At 66.1% G+C, this 14,454-nt stretch carries 16 protein-coding genes; 7 read left to right on the top strand and 9 right to left on the bottom strand.

Features of this window, described 5'->3' with window-relative positions:
- Positions 1-23: 23 nt before the first annotated feature.
- Positions 24-1,043: a translation initiation factor 3 gene (locus AB2B41_RS03300; protein ID WP_367876319.1), complete on the bottom strand. Its 1,020-nt coding sequence runs from the start codon at positions 1,041-1,043 to the stop codon at positions 24-26.
- Positions 1,044-1,101: 58 nt separating this feature from the next.
- Here AB2B41_RS03300 and infC point away from each other — a divergent pair, with 58 nt between their 5' ends.
- Together infC and AB2B41_RS03290 are read left to right on the top strand one after the other, a co-directional pair.
- Entirely contained in the window at positions 1,102-1,794 is a 693-nt protein-coding gene (gene infC, locus AB2B41_RS03295) for a translation initiation factor IF-3 (protein WP_474104439.1), read from the top strand.
- A 120-nt stretch (positions 1,795-1,914) separates the two neighbouring features.
- Positions 1,915-2,223 (top strand): hypothetical protein, encoded by a 309-nt coding sequence (locus AB2B41_RS03290; RefSeq protein WP_367876318.1) that lies wholly within the window; start codon positions 1,915-1,917, stop codon positions 2,221-2,223.
- A 57-nt stretch (positions 2,224-2,280) separates the two neighbouring features.
- On the opposite strand, the gene AB2B41_RS03285 is transcribed toward AB2B41_RS03290, so the two are convergent.
- From AB2B41_RS03285 to AB2B41_RS03260, 6 genes are all read right to left on the bottom strand, one after another.
- Positions 2,281-3,960: an OmpA family protein gene (locus AB2B41_RS03285; protein WP_367876317.1), complete on the bottom strand. Its 1,680-nt coding sequence runs from the start codon at positions 3,958-3,960 to the stop codon at positions 2,281-2,283.
- A gap of 150 nt (positions 3,961-4,110) precedes the next feature.
- Positions 4,111-4,902: an FAD binding domain-containing protein gene (locus AB2B41_RS03280; RefSeq protein ID WP_367876316.1), complete on the bottom strand. Its 792-nt coding sequence runs from the start codon at positions 4,900-4,902 to the stop codon at positions 4,111-4,113.
- Between the two features lie 124 nt (positions 4,903-5,026).
- The gene (locus AB2B41_RS03275) at positions 5,027-7,396 is read right to left on the bottom strand and encodes a xanthine dehydrogenase family protein molybdopterin-binding subunit (RefSeq protein ID WP_367876315.1); all 2,370 of its coding nucleotides are present in this window, start codon (positions 7,394-7,396) and stop codon (positions 5,027-5,029) included.
- A 94-nt stretch (positions 7,397-7,490) separates the two neighbouring features.
- The gene (locus tag AB2B41_RS03270) at positions 7,491-7,976 is read right to left on the bottom strand and encodes a (2Fe-2S)-binding protein (protein WP_367876314.1); all 486 of its coding nucleotides are present in this window, start codon (positions 7,974-7,976) and stop codon (positions 7,491-7,493) included.
- A gap of 149 nt (positions 7,977-8,125) precedes the next feature.
- The gene (locus AB2B41_RS03265) at positions 8,126-9,124 is read right to left on the bottom strand and encodes a molybdopterin-binding protein (protein ID WP_367876313.1); all 999 of its coding nucleotides are present in this window, start codon (positions 9,122-9,124) and stop codon (positions 8,126-8,128) included.
- Positions 9,121-10,089 carry an XdhC family protein gene (locus AB2B41_RS03260; RefSeq protein ID WP_367876312.1) on the bottom strand — a complete coding sequence of 323 codons (969 nt, stop codon included), beginning with the start codon at positions 10,087-10,089 and terminating at the stop codon, positions 9,121-9,123. Before AB2B41_RS03260 ends, AB2B41_RS03265 begins: the two co-directional genes overlap by 4 nt.
- A 347-nt stretch (positions 10,090-10,436) precedes the next feature.
- Between AB2B41_RS03260 and AB2B41_RS03255 the strand changes: the two genes are divergently transcribed.
- The 5 genes from AB2B41_RS03255 to AB2B41_RS03235 all read left to right on the top strand — a co-directional run bounded on the left by AB2B41_RS03255 (position 10,437) and on the right by AB2B41_RS03235 (position 13,522).
- Positions 10,437-10,673, top strand: a complete 237-nt coding sequence (locus AB2B41_RS03255) for a BolA family protein (protein WP_367876311.1) — start codon at positions 10,437-10,439, stop codon at positions 10,671-10,673.
- A 4-nt stretch (positions 10,674-10,677) separates the two neighbouring features.
- Complete coding sequence (locus tag AB2B41_RS03250) at positions 10,678-11,016, top strand: hypothetical protein (protein ID WP_367876310.1); 339 nt, start codon at positions 10,678-10,680, stop codon at positions 11,014-11,016.
- A gap of 1 nt (position 11,017) precedes the next feature.
- Positions 11,018-11,380: a Grx4 family monothiol glutaredoxin gene (gene grxD / locus AB2B41_RS03245; protein ID WP_367876309.1), complete on the top strand. Its 363-nt coding sequence runs from the start codon at positions 11,018-11,020 to the stop codon at positions 11,378-11,380.
- Positions 11,381-11,468: 88 nt separating this feature from the next.
- The gene (locus AB2B41_RS03240) at positions 11,469-12,170 is read left to right on the top strand and encodes a hypothetical protein (protein WP_367876308.1); all 702 of its coding nucleotides are present in this window, start codon (positions 11,469-11,471) and stop codon (positions 12,168-12,170) included.
- A gap of 77 nt (positions 12,171-12,247) precedes the next feature.
- Positions 12,248-13,522, top strand: a complete 1,275-nt coding sequence (locus tag AB2B41_RS03235; RefSeq protein ID WP_367876307.1) for a tetratricopeptide repeat protein — start codon at positions 12,248-12,250, stop codon at positions 13,520-13,522.
- Between the two features lie 8 nt (positions 13,523-13,530).
- Here the strand turns inward: AB2B41_RS03235 and AB2B41_RS03230 are convergent, their stop codons facing one another.
- A complete protein-coding gene (locus AB2B41_RS03230) occupies positions 13,531-13,920 on the bottom strand; it encodes a cell division protein ZapA (RefSeq protein WP_367876306.1) in 390 nt (129 codons plus the stop codon).
- Entirely contained in the window at positions 13,920-14,414 is a 495-nt protein-coding gene (locus AB2B41_RS03225; protein WP_367876305.1) for a hypothetical protein, read from the bottom strand. The genes AB2B41_RS03230 and AB2B41_RS03225 overlap by 1 nt, the downstream gene beginning before the upstream one ends.
- Positions 14,415-14,454 lie beyond the last annotated feature (40 nt).

Genomic DNA, 14,454 nt, shown 5'->3' with positions numbered 1-14,454 from the left:
TTTGACTTTCAGATCGTTGGCCTTCAGAGGTTGAGTGCCTCGCGCAGACGCTCCAGCACCTCGCGGAGCGCGTCGGGATTGTCCTGCGCGGACCGCAACGCCTGCGTCAGAGTGGTCTTTTGCAGCGCGCCAAGCTCGGAGTTCTCGATCATCTCGCTGACCTTCTCGAAGTCGAAGCCATCGACGCTCAGCAGCTCTTCCATCATGGACGGGGATGCGAGATCGGTTGCCGGCACCGTCTCCTCTGTTGTCGCATCCACGGCTGCAGCGGCATTGTCGGTCGCGGTCTCTGCTGCATCCGTTGCCGTTTCGGCAGCCTCGGTTGCGGCCTCGGTGGTGGCTTCCGCGGCTTCGCTGGCTGCTTCGATCGTCGCTTCCGCGGCCTCGGTTGCGGTCTCGGCGGTGGCGCTTGCCGCCTCGCTCGCCGTCTCAGCGACGGTATCTGCCGTCTCGGTCACGGCTTCCTCGGTCGCCTCGGCGGCGTCGGTGGCGGTGCCGGTCACGGCATCGGCGGCGCTTTCTGCTGCGTCAGATGCGGCGGCAGCAGCATCCGTGGCAGTCTCCGTAACGGCATCCGCTGCATCGCTGGCCGCCTCTGTTGCGGCTTCGGTGGCCTCCTGCGCTGTCTCGGTCACGGCCGCAGCAGCATCGCTGGCGGCTTCGGCGGCCGTGTCGGCCGCTTCGGACGCGGTTTCAGCGGCGGTATCGACGAGGTTCTGTGCCGCTTCGCCTGCCTCGGCAGCGGCTTCGGACGCGGCCTCGGCTGCAGTCTCAGCGGCTTCTTCGACAGCCGCCGCAGCATCGCTGGCGGCCTCCTGCACGGCTTCAACCGCTTCTGTCACGGTCTCCTGCGTGGCCTCGACGGCATCTCCGGCGGCCTCGCTGGCCGCTTCGAGCGCTTCGGGCGCATTCACGGCATCGGCGGCATCTGACGCGGCCTGGGACGCATCGGTTGCGAGCTCGGTCGGTGACTTGCCCGAATAGAGCATGTACCCTCCGATCGCGACGATCCCGGCGACGATGATCCAAACCAGATTTCTCATGTATCTTTCCCCATTTTCCGGGCCCTGACAGCGTCATCCGACACAGGGCGCTTCATGGATGAAATGCGCAGCGCCCCCAAAAGGTTCAAGGGGAATTAAATTATTCCGGGCACCGCTGGCGGAATTTAGCGACTTGAAGAAGCCCCGCCGCGCGCGTAGTTTACGCACTCGATTAAACCTGAACAATCAAAGGATAACCACCATCGCTCGCAGACCGCATAACGCGCCGCCCACCCGTGACACGGGCCCGCGCGTCAATGAAAATATCCGTGCTCCCGAAATTCGACTGATTGGCGCCGACGGCGAGAATGTCGGCGTCGTGAGCCCCGCCCGCGCCATGGACATGGCCGAAGAAGCGGGCCTCGACCTGGTCGAGATTTCCCCGAACGCCAATCCGCCCGTCTGCAAGATCATGGATTTCGGCAAGTTCAAGTACGAACAGCAAAAGCGCGAATCCGAGGCGCGCAAGAAGCAGAAGATCATCGAGATCAAAGAGGTCAAGTTCCGCCCCAACACGGACAAGAACGACTATGATGTGAAGATGCGCAATGTCTTCAAGTTCCTCGACAACGGCGACAAGGTGAAGATCACCCTGCGCTTTCGTGGCCGCGAGATGGCGCACCAGAATCTCGGGCGCGAGCTGCTTGAACGGGTGGCCGAGGACACCAAGGAACATGGCCGGGTCGAGAACTTTCCCAAGATGGAAGGCCGCCAGATGGTCATGCTGATCGGGCCGCTGCCCAACAAATGATAGAAGCGCTTTCCGGGAATGCCCGGATGGTGTCTTTCAGGGCCGTGCCACCGGGCGCGGCCCTTTCTACATCTGCCGTTAAGGGCATCGTGCTAGCGCCTGATCAGGGGGACACGGCACATGGGCTTCAATTTCCGCATCTTCATCCTGGCGATGGCAGGGATCTCGGCTATCGTCTACGCGGTTTTCCTGCTTCCGCCACTGACCAGTGGCGGCAGCGCCCTGATGCCGGGGGTCAGCGAGGCCGAGCTGAGGGCTGCCATTCGCAGTGAGCATGCCTACTGCGAGACCAACAAGCAGGGGATGGATTGGGCCTGCTTTGCCGGCAAGTCCGGGATCGTGCTGGCCGCCGGTGCCCCGCGCATTCCGACGGCACAATACGCCGACCAGCGGCGATTGGCGCGGGAACAGGCGGCGGCAAGCTGCTAGTCCCATGCCCGCCGAAACGGAGCGGCCACGGCTCAGGCGGCCGTGGCCATCACGTTACTAGCGCAGCAGCGCCGTGATGTTACGCACCACGGCGCGGCGGTTTGCGGGTTCGGCATCAAGTGTCGGCACCTTCAGTGCGGATTCGCCGTATCCCTGCGTGATCATGTTCTCAGGCGGCACGCCGAAATATTCCGTCAGTGCCAGCGCCACAGTCTCGGCGCGGCGGTCTGAAAGCGCGAGATTGTAGGTGGCGCTGCCCACCGCATCGGTGTGACCCTCGACCAGGATCACGGTGCGCGGATCGCGTGCGATCAGCTCGCTCAGCGTGCGGCCGATCTTGGCAAGGCTGCGCGCCTGCTCGGGCCGGATCGCGGCGGAGCCCGTCTCGAAGCGCACCGCGTCAAGCTCAAGCTCCGGGGCAAGGGAGCGCACCTCGCGAATCTCGCGCACCTGGCGGAGCGAGAAACGCCCAAGCTCCTGCGCCGTCATCTCGGCCATGAGCGCCGCGCGCAGGGCGTCGTCGCTGGTGGCGCTGAGCTGTTGCGCGTTCTGCTCCACTCTGGGCAGGTCGGTCACGACGATCCGTTCCTCTTCCTGCAGATCGTCGAAAAGCACGTACTGGTTGCCCTGGGGGTCAACGCTGACCCGGCGCAGCACGCGGCCGTCGCGGCCACGGATGGTGATGATCTGCGATCCATCGGGCTTGTTCACGACCGTGCGGGACGACCCGTCGTTGAAAGTCTCAGTGCGGACCTCGTCGCCGGGCCTGCGCAGCAGCGCATCGTCGTCCTTGAGCACGCGCAGATCGCCACTGGGGTCCTCTACCACCACGCGGTCGCCGGAATTGCTGACCACGCGGTCGCCGTTCTTGAGCACGGAGCCCACGACAACGGCCCCAAGCCCCAGAAGCAGCGCCTTTTCGAACTTGCTGAGGCCACCGTCATCACGGGTTTCCGCCTGCTGGTCGCCGGTCACGGCGGTGGCGAATTCCTCGTTCGAGCTGCGCACCGCTTCTTCGGTCACCTCCTCGGTGACGACCTCCGCATCGCTCTGTCCTGCCTCGGCAGCGGCAGCGGCGGCTGCTGCGGCAGCCAGTTCCTCGGCCCGGGCGGCACGGCGCTGTTCTTCGAGCGCGGCGGCCTCGGCCTCTGCGCGTTCGGCGGCCTGGCGTTCAGCCACGGCCGCGTCGGTCTGGTTGAATTGCTGGCGCTCCGCAGCCGCGGCGGCCTGTTCTGCCGCCTGACGCTCGGCTTCAGCAGCGGCGGCCTGTTCTGCGGCCTGCCGTTCAGCTTCCGCGGCGGCGGCCTGTTCTGCGGCCTGCCGTTCGGCTTCAGCGGCGGCGACCTGTTCCGCGGCCTGACGCTCGGCTTCGGCAGCAGCGGCCTGTTCAGCCGCTTGACGCTCAGCTTCAGCGGCGGCGGCCTGCTCTGCGGCTTGGCGTTCCGCTTCGGCAGCCGCCGCCTGCTCTGCGGCCTGCCGTTCGGCCTCAGCGGCGGCGGCATCCCCGGCGATCTGGCGTTCTTCCTGCGCGGTCTCGGCAGGCGCGGCCGCGGCCCTCAGCGCTTCCTTCAGCGCGCCGGGCCCCGTGATCACCTGGCCGTCGAGGCTGCAGGGAAAGGTGATGACATCGGCCTCGGGGTTGCAGACCGGCGGCTCGCCCTGAGCGGCGAGGTTATGCGGCACCGCAAGCGCAAGGCTCAGCGTCAGCGCGGTGGTTGAATTGATCAGTTGTTTCATCCTGTACGTCCTTTGGGTGCGACTCCCCAATGGGGTCGCCTTTGCAGTCTAACGCACCTGTGCCCACCCCGTTCCGCTATGCAATAACATCAGCAAAAAACCGCGCCCCCTCGGGACGCGGTTTCGCAAGATACGGCGGTTTGACCGCTGTTATCCGATAGCGCTGACGGCGCGCCTGGTCATGACGGCGCAAAGGTGCGCGCGGTAGGCGCCGGTGCCGTGCAGATCGGAGATCATGTTCGAGCCGTCGAGGCTGAGACCGTCGAGCGCCGAGGCGGCGAAGTTACCGCCAAGCGCCGCTTCGGCCTCGGACCAGCGGAAGACGCCGTTGTTGGACGCACCGGTGATGGCCACGCGCACGCCGTCGTCGAACTTTGCGACAAAGCTCGCCACCAGCGGGAAGCGCGAGGCGGGCTGGAGGATCTTCTGGTAATGCGCGGCCTTCGGGACCGGGAACTTTACCTCGGTGACGATCTCGCCCTCTTCAAGCGCTGTTTCGAACATGCCCTTGAAATAGTCGTCCGCCGCGATCTCGCGGTTGTTCGTCACGATGGTCGCACCACTGCCCAGCACGCCCGCCGGATAGCAGGCCGAAGGGTCGTTGTTGGCGATGGAGCCGCCGATCGTGCCGCGGTTGCGCACCGCCGGGTCGCCGATATGACCCGCGAGCCACGCCAGCGCCGGGTAATGCGCCGCCGCCTCCCGCGCGACGGTTGCATGGGTGGTGCCGCCGCCGATGCAGAGCCGACCCGCGTCGTCCATGCAGACGCCCTTCATCTCGTCGATCCCCGTGAGCGAGACCAGAACCGAGGGGGCTGCCAGCCGCGCCTTCAGCGTCGGGATCAGGGTCTGCCCGCCGCTCAGGGTTTGCGCCTCTTCCCGACCCAGGGCCTTGACCGCATCTGCGATCGTGCTGGGCCGTTCCACGTCGAAATTATACATCGTCTTTCCTTTCTCTCAGAGGCCTCGGTGCATCCGTGCGACCCGTCCCCTGCTTCATCTTTCCACTACAATTCCGGGGGGTCCGGGGGGCTGCCCCCCCCGGTCTCCGGCAGACGGAAGCGCTTCAGCCGGCCTTCTGGATCGCCGCCCAGACATTGGACGGGCTCACGGGCATGTCCACGTGATCGACCTTGTGGCCACCCGACTGCAGCGCATCGACCACGGCGTTCACCACGGTGGGGGTTGAGCCGATGGCCCCCGCCTCACCACAGCCCTTCACGCCCAGGGGGTTGTGCGTGCAGGGCGTGCCGTTGGAGTGATCGACCGAGTAGAAGGGCACGTCCGAGGCGCGCGGCATCGCGTAATCCATGTAGGACGCGCTCAGAAGCTGGCCGTTCTCGTCGTAGGCGGTGTTTTCCAGCAGCGCCTGTCCGATGCCTTGGGTCAGGCCCCCGTGCACCTGCCCGTCCACGATCATCGGGTTCATCACGTTGCCGAAGTCGTCGGCGGTGGTGAACTTCTCGATCGTGACCTGGCCGGTGTCGGGATCGACCTCCACCTCGCAGGCATAGGCGCCCGCCGGATAGGTGAAGTTCGCGGGATCATAGAACGCCGTCTCCTCCAGACCCGGCTCGATGTCCTCCAGCGGGTAGTTGTGCGGCACATAGGCCGCCAGCGTCACGTCGCCCCAGGCCACGGACTTGTCCGTGCCCGCGACCGAGAACGCCCCGTCCTTCAGCTCGATGTCGCTGTCGGAGGCCTCCAGCAGGTGACCAGCGATCTTCTTCATCTTGGCGATGATCTTCTCGGTCGCGCGCACCATGGCCGGACCGCCCACCGCGATGGAGCGCGAACCGTAGGTTCCCATGCCCATGGGTGTCGAGGCAGTGTCGCCGTGCTGGATCTCGACCATGTTGGCATCAAGCCCGGTCATCTCGGCGATGACCTGCGGGAAGACGGTTTCATGCCCCTGCCCGTGGCTGTGCGATCCGGTCATGACCACCAGTCCCCCGGTGGCATTCACCCGCACCGTCGCACTTTCGTAGAGCCCCGCACGCGCGCCAAGCTGGCCCACGAGGTTCGAGGGCGCGATGCCGCAGGCCTCGATAAAGCAGTTGATGCCGAGGCCGCGCAGCTTGCCCTTCGCCTCGGACGCCTTGCGGCGCGCGGCAAAGCCGCCGAAGTCCGCGTTGGCCTCGAGCTTGTCCATCAGGCGGTGGAAGTCGCCGCTGTCGTATTCCACCGCGACCGGGGTCTGGTAGGGGAACTCGGTGACGAAGTTCTGCCGTCTGAGGGCGATGGGATCGACGCCCAGCTCCCGCGCCGCCTTGTCGATGACGCGCTCCAGCTGGTAGGTCGCCTCGGGCCGCCCGGCCCCGCGATAGGCGTCCACGGCCACGGTGTTGGTGAAGACCGCCTTGACGTTCACGTAGACGAGCGGGGTCTTGTAGTTCCCCGCCATCAGCGTGCCGTGCAGCCATGTGGGGATCGAGGGCGCGAAGGTCGAGAGGTACGCGCCCATGTTGGCATAGGTCTCGGTCCGGACAGCGGTGAAGTTGTTGTCCTTGTCGAGCGCCAGTTCGATCTTGGTCACATGGTCGCGCGCATGGGCATCGGTGATGAAGCTTTCCGTACGCGAACAGGTCCATTTGACCGGACGATTGAGTTCCTTGGCCGCGAAGGTACAGAAGGCCTCCTCGGCGTAGTGGTAGATCTTGGAGCCGAAGCCGCCGCCCACGTCGGGTGCCACCACCCTGAGCTTGTGCTCGGGGATGCCCAGCACGAAGGCCCCCATCAGGAGCCGGATCACATGCGGGTTCTGGGTGGTGGAATAAAGCGTGTAATCGCCGCTCGCGCGGTTGTAGTCCCCGATGGCCACCCGCGGCTCCATGGCGTTGGGTACCAGGCGGTTGTTGATCAGCTCCACCGTTGTGACATGGGCCGCGTCCTTGAAGGCCTGCGCCACCGCTTCCTTGTTCTCTTCGACAAAGCCCCAGTCATAGCAAAGGTTCGAGGTCAGATCGTCATGCACCTTGGTGGCGCCATCCTCGAGCGCTGCCTTCATGTCGATGACCGCCGGCAATTCCTCGATATCGAGTTCGATCGCTTCGGCCGCATCGCGCGCCTGTTCGTAGGTCTCGGCCACCACGGCGGCGATGGGATCGCCCACGTGGCGAACCTTGCCCTCGGCGAGGATCGGGTGCTTGGGCTCCTGCATGGGCTGGCCGTGCTTGTCGGTCACCTGCCAGCCGCAGGGCAGCCCGCCCGCCGCCTCGAAGTCCTTTGACGTGAAGATGCGCAGCACGCCCGGCATGCCTGCGGCAGCGGAGGTGTCGATCCCGTTGATCTTGCCGTGCGCCATGTCCGAGCGCAGAAAATGCACGTAGGCCTGTCCGCGCAGGTTGATGTCGTCGGTGTAATTGCCGGTTCCCGTCAGAAACCGGATGTCCTCGCGCCGCTTCGTGCTGGCGCCGATGCCGCCGTCCTTTGGCATGTCATTCCTCCCTGTTTTCCCTGACGCTCATCCGACCCTGCCGGGCCGTCATTGCGAAGAGGCCCCCGAAGGGCCCGATGAGCGGTGCTGTTTGTTATTCCGCCGCGATGGCCGACACGTCCTGTCCGGACGCCGCCATGATCGCCTTGACGATGTTGTGGTAGCCGGTGCAGCGGCAGATGTTGCCGTCAAGATAGTGACGCACCTCGGCCTCCGTCGGCTTGGGGTTCTCCTTCAGCAGCGCCGCCGCCGACATCACCATCCCCGGCGTGCAGAAACCGCACTGCAGCCCGTGGTGATCCTGGAAAGCCTGCTGGATCACGTTGAGCGAGCCATCGGCATTCGCCTGCCCCTCGATCGTGGCAACCTCGGCCCCCTCGGCCTCGACCGCCAGCATCGTGCAGGCCTTCACGGCCTCGCCGTTCACATGCACGACACAGGCGCCGCACTGGCTTGTGTCGCAGCCGACATGCGTGCCGGTAAGTTCCAGATTTTCCCTCAGAAATTGTGAGAGCAATGTGCGGCCTTCAACCTCTCCGGACGCAGCTTTGCCGTTCACGGTCATTTTGACCTGTGTCATTCGATCCTCCCTGACGTGTTCTTCTTTGGGGGGAGTTAAGCACGGGTCAGCGCAGTTGAGAACAGATAAAATGAATGTTTTTCGTCTCGACCGCCGGATCGGCCAGAGGGCGCGAGGAGCGCCTTGGCCTGCTGGCCCCCGTCTCCGGCCTAGCCCTTGGCGCGGCCCTGCCGGGGCTGCGGACGCGTCGGAATTTCCTTCAGCAATCCGCCAACGCCCATCCCGGCGATATCCGCCGAGCTGACCGGCACGCCGCAGATCACGCGGCTCAGCACCCAGTCCGCGCCGTTAAGCGCGGGCGCGCGCGCGCATCCCGGCAGGCCGATCACCGGTTTTCCCTGCACGTCCCCGATGAAAAGGAGGTTGCCGGGGTCAACCGGCATGCCGAAGCGCTCCACCCTGCCGCCCGCCGAGCGGACCGCCGAGGGTGCGACGTCATCCGGATCCGAGGTGGCCGAACCGGTCAGGATCAGCACGAGGTCCTCCGTCACCCCCGCGATGGCGTCGCGCAAGGGGGCTTCTGCATGGGGTACCATCACGATCTGGCCCAGCGACACGTCCAGCGCGCGCAGGCGGTCCTCGATGGCCCTGGCCCCCTTGTCGCCCACACCGCCCGGTATCTCGGTGATGATCAGCGTCGCGCTGCGCAGCTTCGGCGTCTCGAGGCTGACCGCCCCGCCACCCGCCGCCGCGATGGCGCGGTCCAGAGCAGTTTTCCCCACGGCATAGGAGATGATCTTGATCGTGGCCACCATGCCGCCCGCAGCCATCTGCTGCCAGGGCGGCACGGTGGCGATGGTGATCATCGGATCAACCGCGTTCACCGCGTCGAGGGCGGCCACGTCCAGCGCTGCGACGCCGGGGGCCTCCGCGATCAGGTTCACGCGGCCCGTGAAGGGGGCCGTCGTCTTGAGCCCCGTGCCGTTCCCCAGCACCGCCGCCGCCAGCGCCTCGGCCGCCGCGTTCTCGCCCACGTCCCCGGGATCAAGCCGGGCGACGATGACTTCCTCCAGCCCGGCCTCGGCCAGGGCGGCCAGATCCGCCGCAGTAAGCACCCGGCCCTTGCGCAGACGGCCCCTGGCAAGACCCACTGAATGGGCCAGCACCGCGCCCTCGGCCGCGCTCAGGGGGACGGGGCCGAACTTCACGGCTTCCTCAGGGTCTGGATCATCTGCGCGAGGATCGACACGGCGATCTCCGCCGGCCCCGCCGCCCCGATGTCGAGCCCGACGGGCCCGTTGATCCGCGCGATCTCGGCCTCGGTGAACCCCGCCTCCGAGAGCCGCCCGACCCTTGCCGCATGGGTCCGCGTGCTGCCAAGCGCCCCGATGTAGAAGGCGCCCGAGCGCAGCGCCACGTGCAGCGCCGGATCGTCGAGCTTGGGGTCATGGGTAAGCAGCACCAGCGCGCAGCGGGCATCCACCCCGATCTCGGCAAGTGCATCGTCGGGCCAGTCGTTGACCACGCGGGCACCGGGAAAGCGCGCCTGCGAACCGAAGGCCTCGCGCGGGTCCACGACCACCGGATCGAAGCCCACCTCCTGCGCCATGCGCACAAGGCTCTGGGCGATATGCACGCCGCCCACAACGATCAGCCGCAGCGGCGGGTTGTGGATCGCGACAAAGGTCGCCCCGTCCTCGCTGAGACCCGAGCGATCCATCCGGAAACGGGCCTCGTGCCCCTCGCGGACCAGCCTGCGGGTGGCGCCGTTCAGGGCCACCTCATAGGCCACCGGCTGCCGCGCCGCGCGTGCCGCGACCAGCTCGCGCAGCATCGCCTCGGGCATCCCGCCCTCGCCCACCGGCTCAACAAGAATGCGGATATTGCCGCCGCAGGCGAGCCCCACGGCAAAGGCATCGCCGTCGCTGACACCGTATTCCAGCACCCTTGTGCTGCCCGACCCGATCAGCTCCAGCGCCTCGACGACCACCGCGCCCTCGACGCAACCGCCCGAGACGGAGCCCTCCATCTGGCCGCCCTCGGCAATGACCAGCTGCGCGCCGACGCGCCGCGGGGCCGAACCCCAGATCTCGATCACCGTGGCCAGCGCCACGCGCCGCCCCTCCTCGATCCAGGCCAGCGCCTGTTCCGGTGCGCTCTCGCGGTGCTGCATGTGATCCTCCATCGTTCCTATCGGGCCGGAGCCGCCGTCGCGTGGGTGGGGCGTGCCGGAGGGATGGCCGGGGTTCAAGAGAAATTGCCGAGGGGCCCCTTCAGGGGATGCGGCTATTACTCTTGAACCCAGGACAGCGCTCTGGCAGGCACGTCCCATGCGAGGGCGGTTCCGGCCCTATCGGGACGGTGAGCCCGAAGCGCCCCTGCGAAAAATGTAATGCGCGGCTTGCCCGCGCTCAATCAGATTACGCCACGCGCGGGGAATACGCCACGGTCGCTTGCACAGTGTCCACGCGGGGATTACATCTGGCCCAAGTCGACACACCACCATGCCGGAGCCCTGCCATGCCCATGCAAGCACATGAGATCGAAGAGCTGATCCGCGCGGCCTTCCCCGATGCCAAGATCACGGTCGAGGGGGACGACGGTGTGCATATGGCCGCCATGGTAATCGATCCCTCCTTCAAGGGGATGAACCGCGTTCAGCAACAGCGCGCGGTCTATGCCGCGCTCAAGGGCAAGATGGACGGCCCCAACGGCGAATTGCACGCGCTGGCGCTGACCACCCGAGCCCCGGACTGACACCATGGGATGGCTGGCCCTTCTTGCGCTCGTGATTGCCGGAGGCGGCGTGATCGCCTTCCTGCAATACCGCGCGCAGTCGGGCACCTACCGCACCCTCGCCTCGCGCCAGCCGCCGCGCGCCGCGCGCGACGTACCGCTGGGGATGGAGGCGATGGACCTCGACAGCATCGGCCGCACCAACCGGCGCAACGACAGCCTCGAGCGGGGCACAACAAACTGGCTTGGCAGGGCGGGCTTCTTCGGCCGCACCGATTTCGATCCGCCGCCCCTCGCCGACGACGAAACCTATGCCGCGCGTTACCACGACGCGTTTCACAAGGAAAAGACAAAGGACAGCTGACATGAGCGACGCCGCAACACGCATCAAGGAAACCATCACCGCCAACGACGTGGTGCTTTACATGAAGGGCACCAAGGAAATGCCGCAATGCGGGTTTTCCTCCCGCGTGGCGGGCGTGCTGAACTACATGGGGGTTCAGTACCAGGACGTGAACGTCCTGGCGGACGAGGACATCCGCCAGGGGATCAAGGATTTCTCCGACTGGCCCACCATCCCGCAGCTCTACGTCAAGGGCGAATTCGTCGGCGGGTGCGACATCATCACCGAGATGACGCTCTCGGGGGAACTCGACACGATGTTCGACGAAAACGGCGTTGCCTATGACAAGGAAGCCGCCGACAAGATTCGCGAAGCCAACGGCTAGACCACAGGCGGCGGTCGGAACCGTCCGCCCCCTTGCATTCGCAAAGTGAACCCCTACCGTCCCATGAGATTTCACGGGACGGTTTTTCATGCAGGCGATTCTTCAATATGCCTCTTCGGCAGAGGCCTTCGTTCATCTTGCGACGGTCTGCTACGTTCTTGGGCTTCTGACCCGGAAAGAGCTGGTCTTGCGGGTGTTCCTGCTGCTGGGCACCACCTTCTACATTCTCTATTATTTTCACATCACCGACACGCCGCTCTGGGATGCCATCGTGGCAAGCCTGCTGATCGGAACCGCGAACCTGATCGTCATCTTTCGGATCTTCCGCGAACGCTCGACCTGGGGCATGTCGGAAGAGATGCTGGGCCTCTACAGGTCCTTTCCCAATTTCAACCCCGGACAGTTCCGCCGCATGATGGCACGGGCAGAGATCATCCGGGATTGCCCGGAAACCACACTGCTCGAAGAAGGCGTGGCGCCAGGCAAGCTCTACCTCACGATCACCGACGGTTTTGTCGTCTCGCGCGGTACACAGCACGCGGGCATCGGGCCCGGCACCTTTCTGGGCGAAGTCTCCTTCCTGCTGGGCGGCCCGGCCACGGCCCATGTCGCCGCCCGCAGGGGCAACAGCTATGTCGTCTGGGACACCGCCCGGCTTGCCCGGCTCATGGACAAGTCACCCGCCATGGCCAACGCGATCACCGTTTTGCTCAGCAAGGACGTGGCGCGCAAGCTGGCGGGCAGCTTCCCGGTTCGGGCCAGGTCGGTCCTGCCCAGCAGCCTGACCTGAGGGTCTCGGCACGGAACACAGCAGAAAGGCAGACAGGTTGCCCTGCTTGGTTTAGGCTCGGCACAGGGGGACAGCACATGGGACAGACAGATAGCTACGGCAACGCGATTTCCACGGGGTCAGCCGCCGCCTGCGCGGCCTATGACCGGGGCGTGCATCTGTTCCTCGGGGCGAATTTAGGCGCGGTCGGAGCTTTCGAAGAAGCGGTCGGACACGATCCCGCCTTTGCCCTCGGGCACGCAGCACTTGCCCGGGCACGGATGATGGGCGGCGACATGGCCGGGGCAAAGGCCGCCATCGGACGCGCTCGCGCGCTGGATGCAGACACCCGCGAAGGTAGCCACATCGCGGCCATCGGCCTTCTGCTTGACGGCAAAGCCTTCGAAGCACGCACCGCCGTCAAGGCCCACGTGCGGGACCACCCGCTCGACGCGCTGGTTGCCCAGCTTTGCTCGAACGTTTTCGGCCTGATCGGCTTTTCCGGCGAAGTGGGACGGGAGGCCGAGCTTCTGGCCTATACCGGATCGCTCCTGCCGCACTACGGCGACGACTGGTGGATGATGTCGATGCACGCGCTGTCGCTTTGCGAGACCGGGCAGATCGACGCCTCAATGGCGCTGATGGAAAAATCCCTTGCTCTGAACCCTCGCAACGCGAACGCCTCCCATTTCAAGGCCCACGCCCAGTACGAGGCAGGCGAGACCGGGGCCGGGCGCGCCTATCTTGCGGATTGGCTGAAGGAATACGACGACCGGGGCGTTATGCACGGCCATCTCAGCTGGCACGTCGCGTTATGGGCGCTGCATGCGGGCGATGAGGCAGCGATGTGGGACGCGCTCGACAGCCGCATCGGTCCCGGCGCGGCAAGGGGCCTGCCGATCAACGTTCTGACCGATACCGCCGCCCTGCTCTACCGCGCGGAACTTGCGGGCTTTTCTGTCGCCCCGGAACGCTGGCAGCAGTTGAGCGACTACGCGGCACAATATTTCCCCCAGACCGGCCAGAGCTTTGCCGACATGCACGCCGCCCTCAGCCACGCCATGGCGGGCCAGACCGACCGTCTGGCGCGGATCGCCGAAGAGGCCAAGGGCTTTGCCGGTGACCTTGTCCGCCCCGTTGCACAGGCCTGGGGAGCCATCGCGCGCCATGACTGGACGGGCGCACTTGAGGAACTGACACAGGTGATGGGCAGCACCGAACGGCTTGGCGGCAGCCGCGCGCAGCGCGATCTGCTGGAGCTTACCTACGCCAATGTGCTGATGAAACTGGGCCACCCCAACGAGGCCTGCCGCAGCCTGCAGACCCGCAGGCAGGTGCTTGCCGCGTCACCGCCCCTTGCCGGGTTCGCCTGAGAGCGCCTTCAGCCTGCCTTTTCCTCGACCGCCGCCGCCAGCGCCTCGGCCTGCGCCGCCAGTTCGGCCAGCGTCTCGGTCACCTGCTGGGGGACGACCGGCACCTCGATGCGTTCGGGCTCTGCAGTCGCGTTGCGCAGACCGGCGAGCTCCGCCTCGCGCTCGGCGAGTTCCGCGCGCACCTCGGCGATCCGGTCCTCGACGCTTGCCGTCTTGTCGGCCAGCATCAGCCCCGCCATCAGCAGCATCCGCGCCTCGGGCATCCGGCCCACCTGGTCGCTCAGCACCTGCGCCTCGTCATCCAGCATCTTGGCGGCTGCATGCAGGTATCCCTCTTCGCCGTCCTGGCAGGCAACCTCGAACTCGCGGCCGCCGATGGTGATCCGTACCTCTGGCATCAGGCGTTCTCCTCTTTGCTGGGGGCGGCGTCGCTGGCCCCGTCCAAGAGCGGCGTCAGGGCCGACAGGATGGCGGTGCTCTCGGCCACGTCGGCGGCGCGCGCGGCACGCAAGCCGTCAAGCTCCGTCAGCATCGCCTTGTTAATCAGATGCGCATCGCCGACGCCTTCGGCATTGGCTTTGCGCAGCGCCGCGCAAGCATCCGTCAACTGCTCGTTCGCACGCCGCAGACGCTGAAGTTCGAGGTCGAGCTGCGCCATATGCGCCTCACCCTCCTCGATCTTTGCCTGCAGAATGCCGATCTCGGCGTCCGTCTTGGTCCGCAGCGCGCGCACCCTCTCCTTGAGTTGCGCATTTGCGGTGCGCTCATCCTCGAGCGCCTGAAGGGTCTCTTCGTCCGGGCCAGCCGGTGCGCTGCCGATCTTGTCGAGCCCCTGTGCCACGCGGTCCATGGCCGTCGCGATGCGGCGCTGCAATTCCTCGATGTCGCTCATTGGCCGGTGTTCTCCCTCGTTGTCCGCCTTGCTTGTACGG

It is taken from the genome of Sulfitobacter sediminis (assembly GCF_040811725.1).
Lineage (GTDB): Bacteria > Pseudomonadota > Alphaproteobacteria > Rhodobacterales > Rhodobacteraceae > Sulfitobacter > Sulfitobacter sediminis.
Note: the sequence above shows the minus strand (reverse complement) of the source record. Positions and strands in the feature narration are given on the sequence as shown.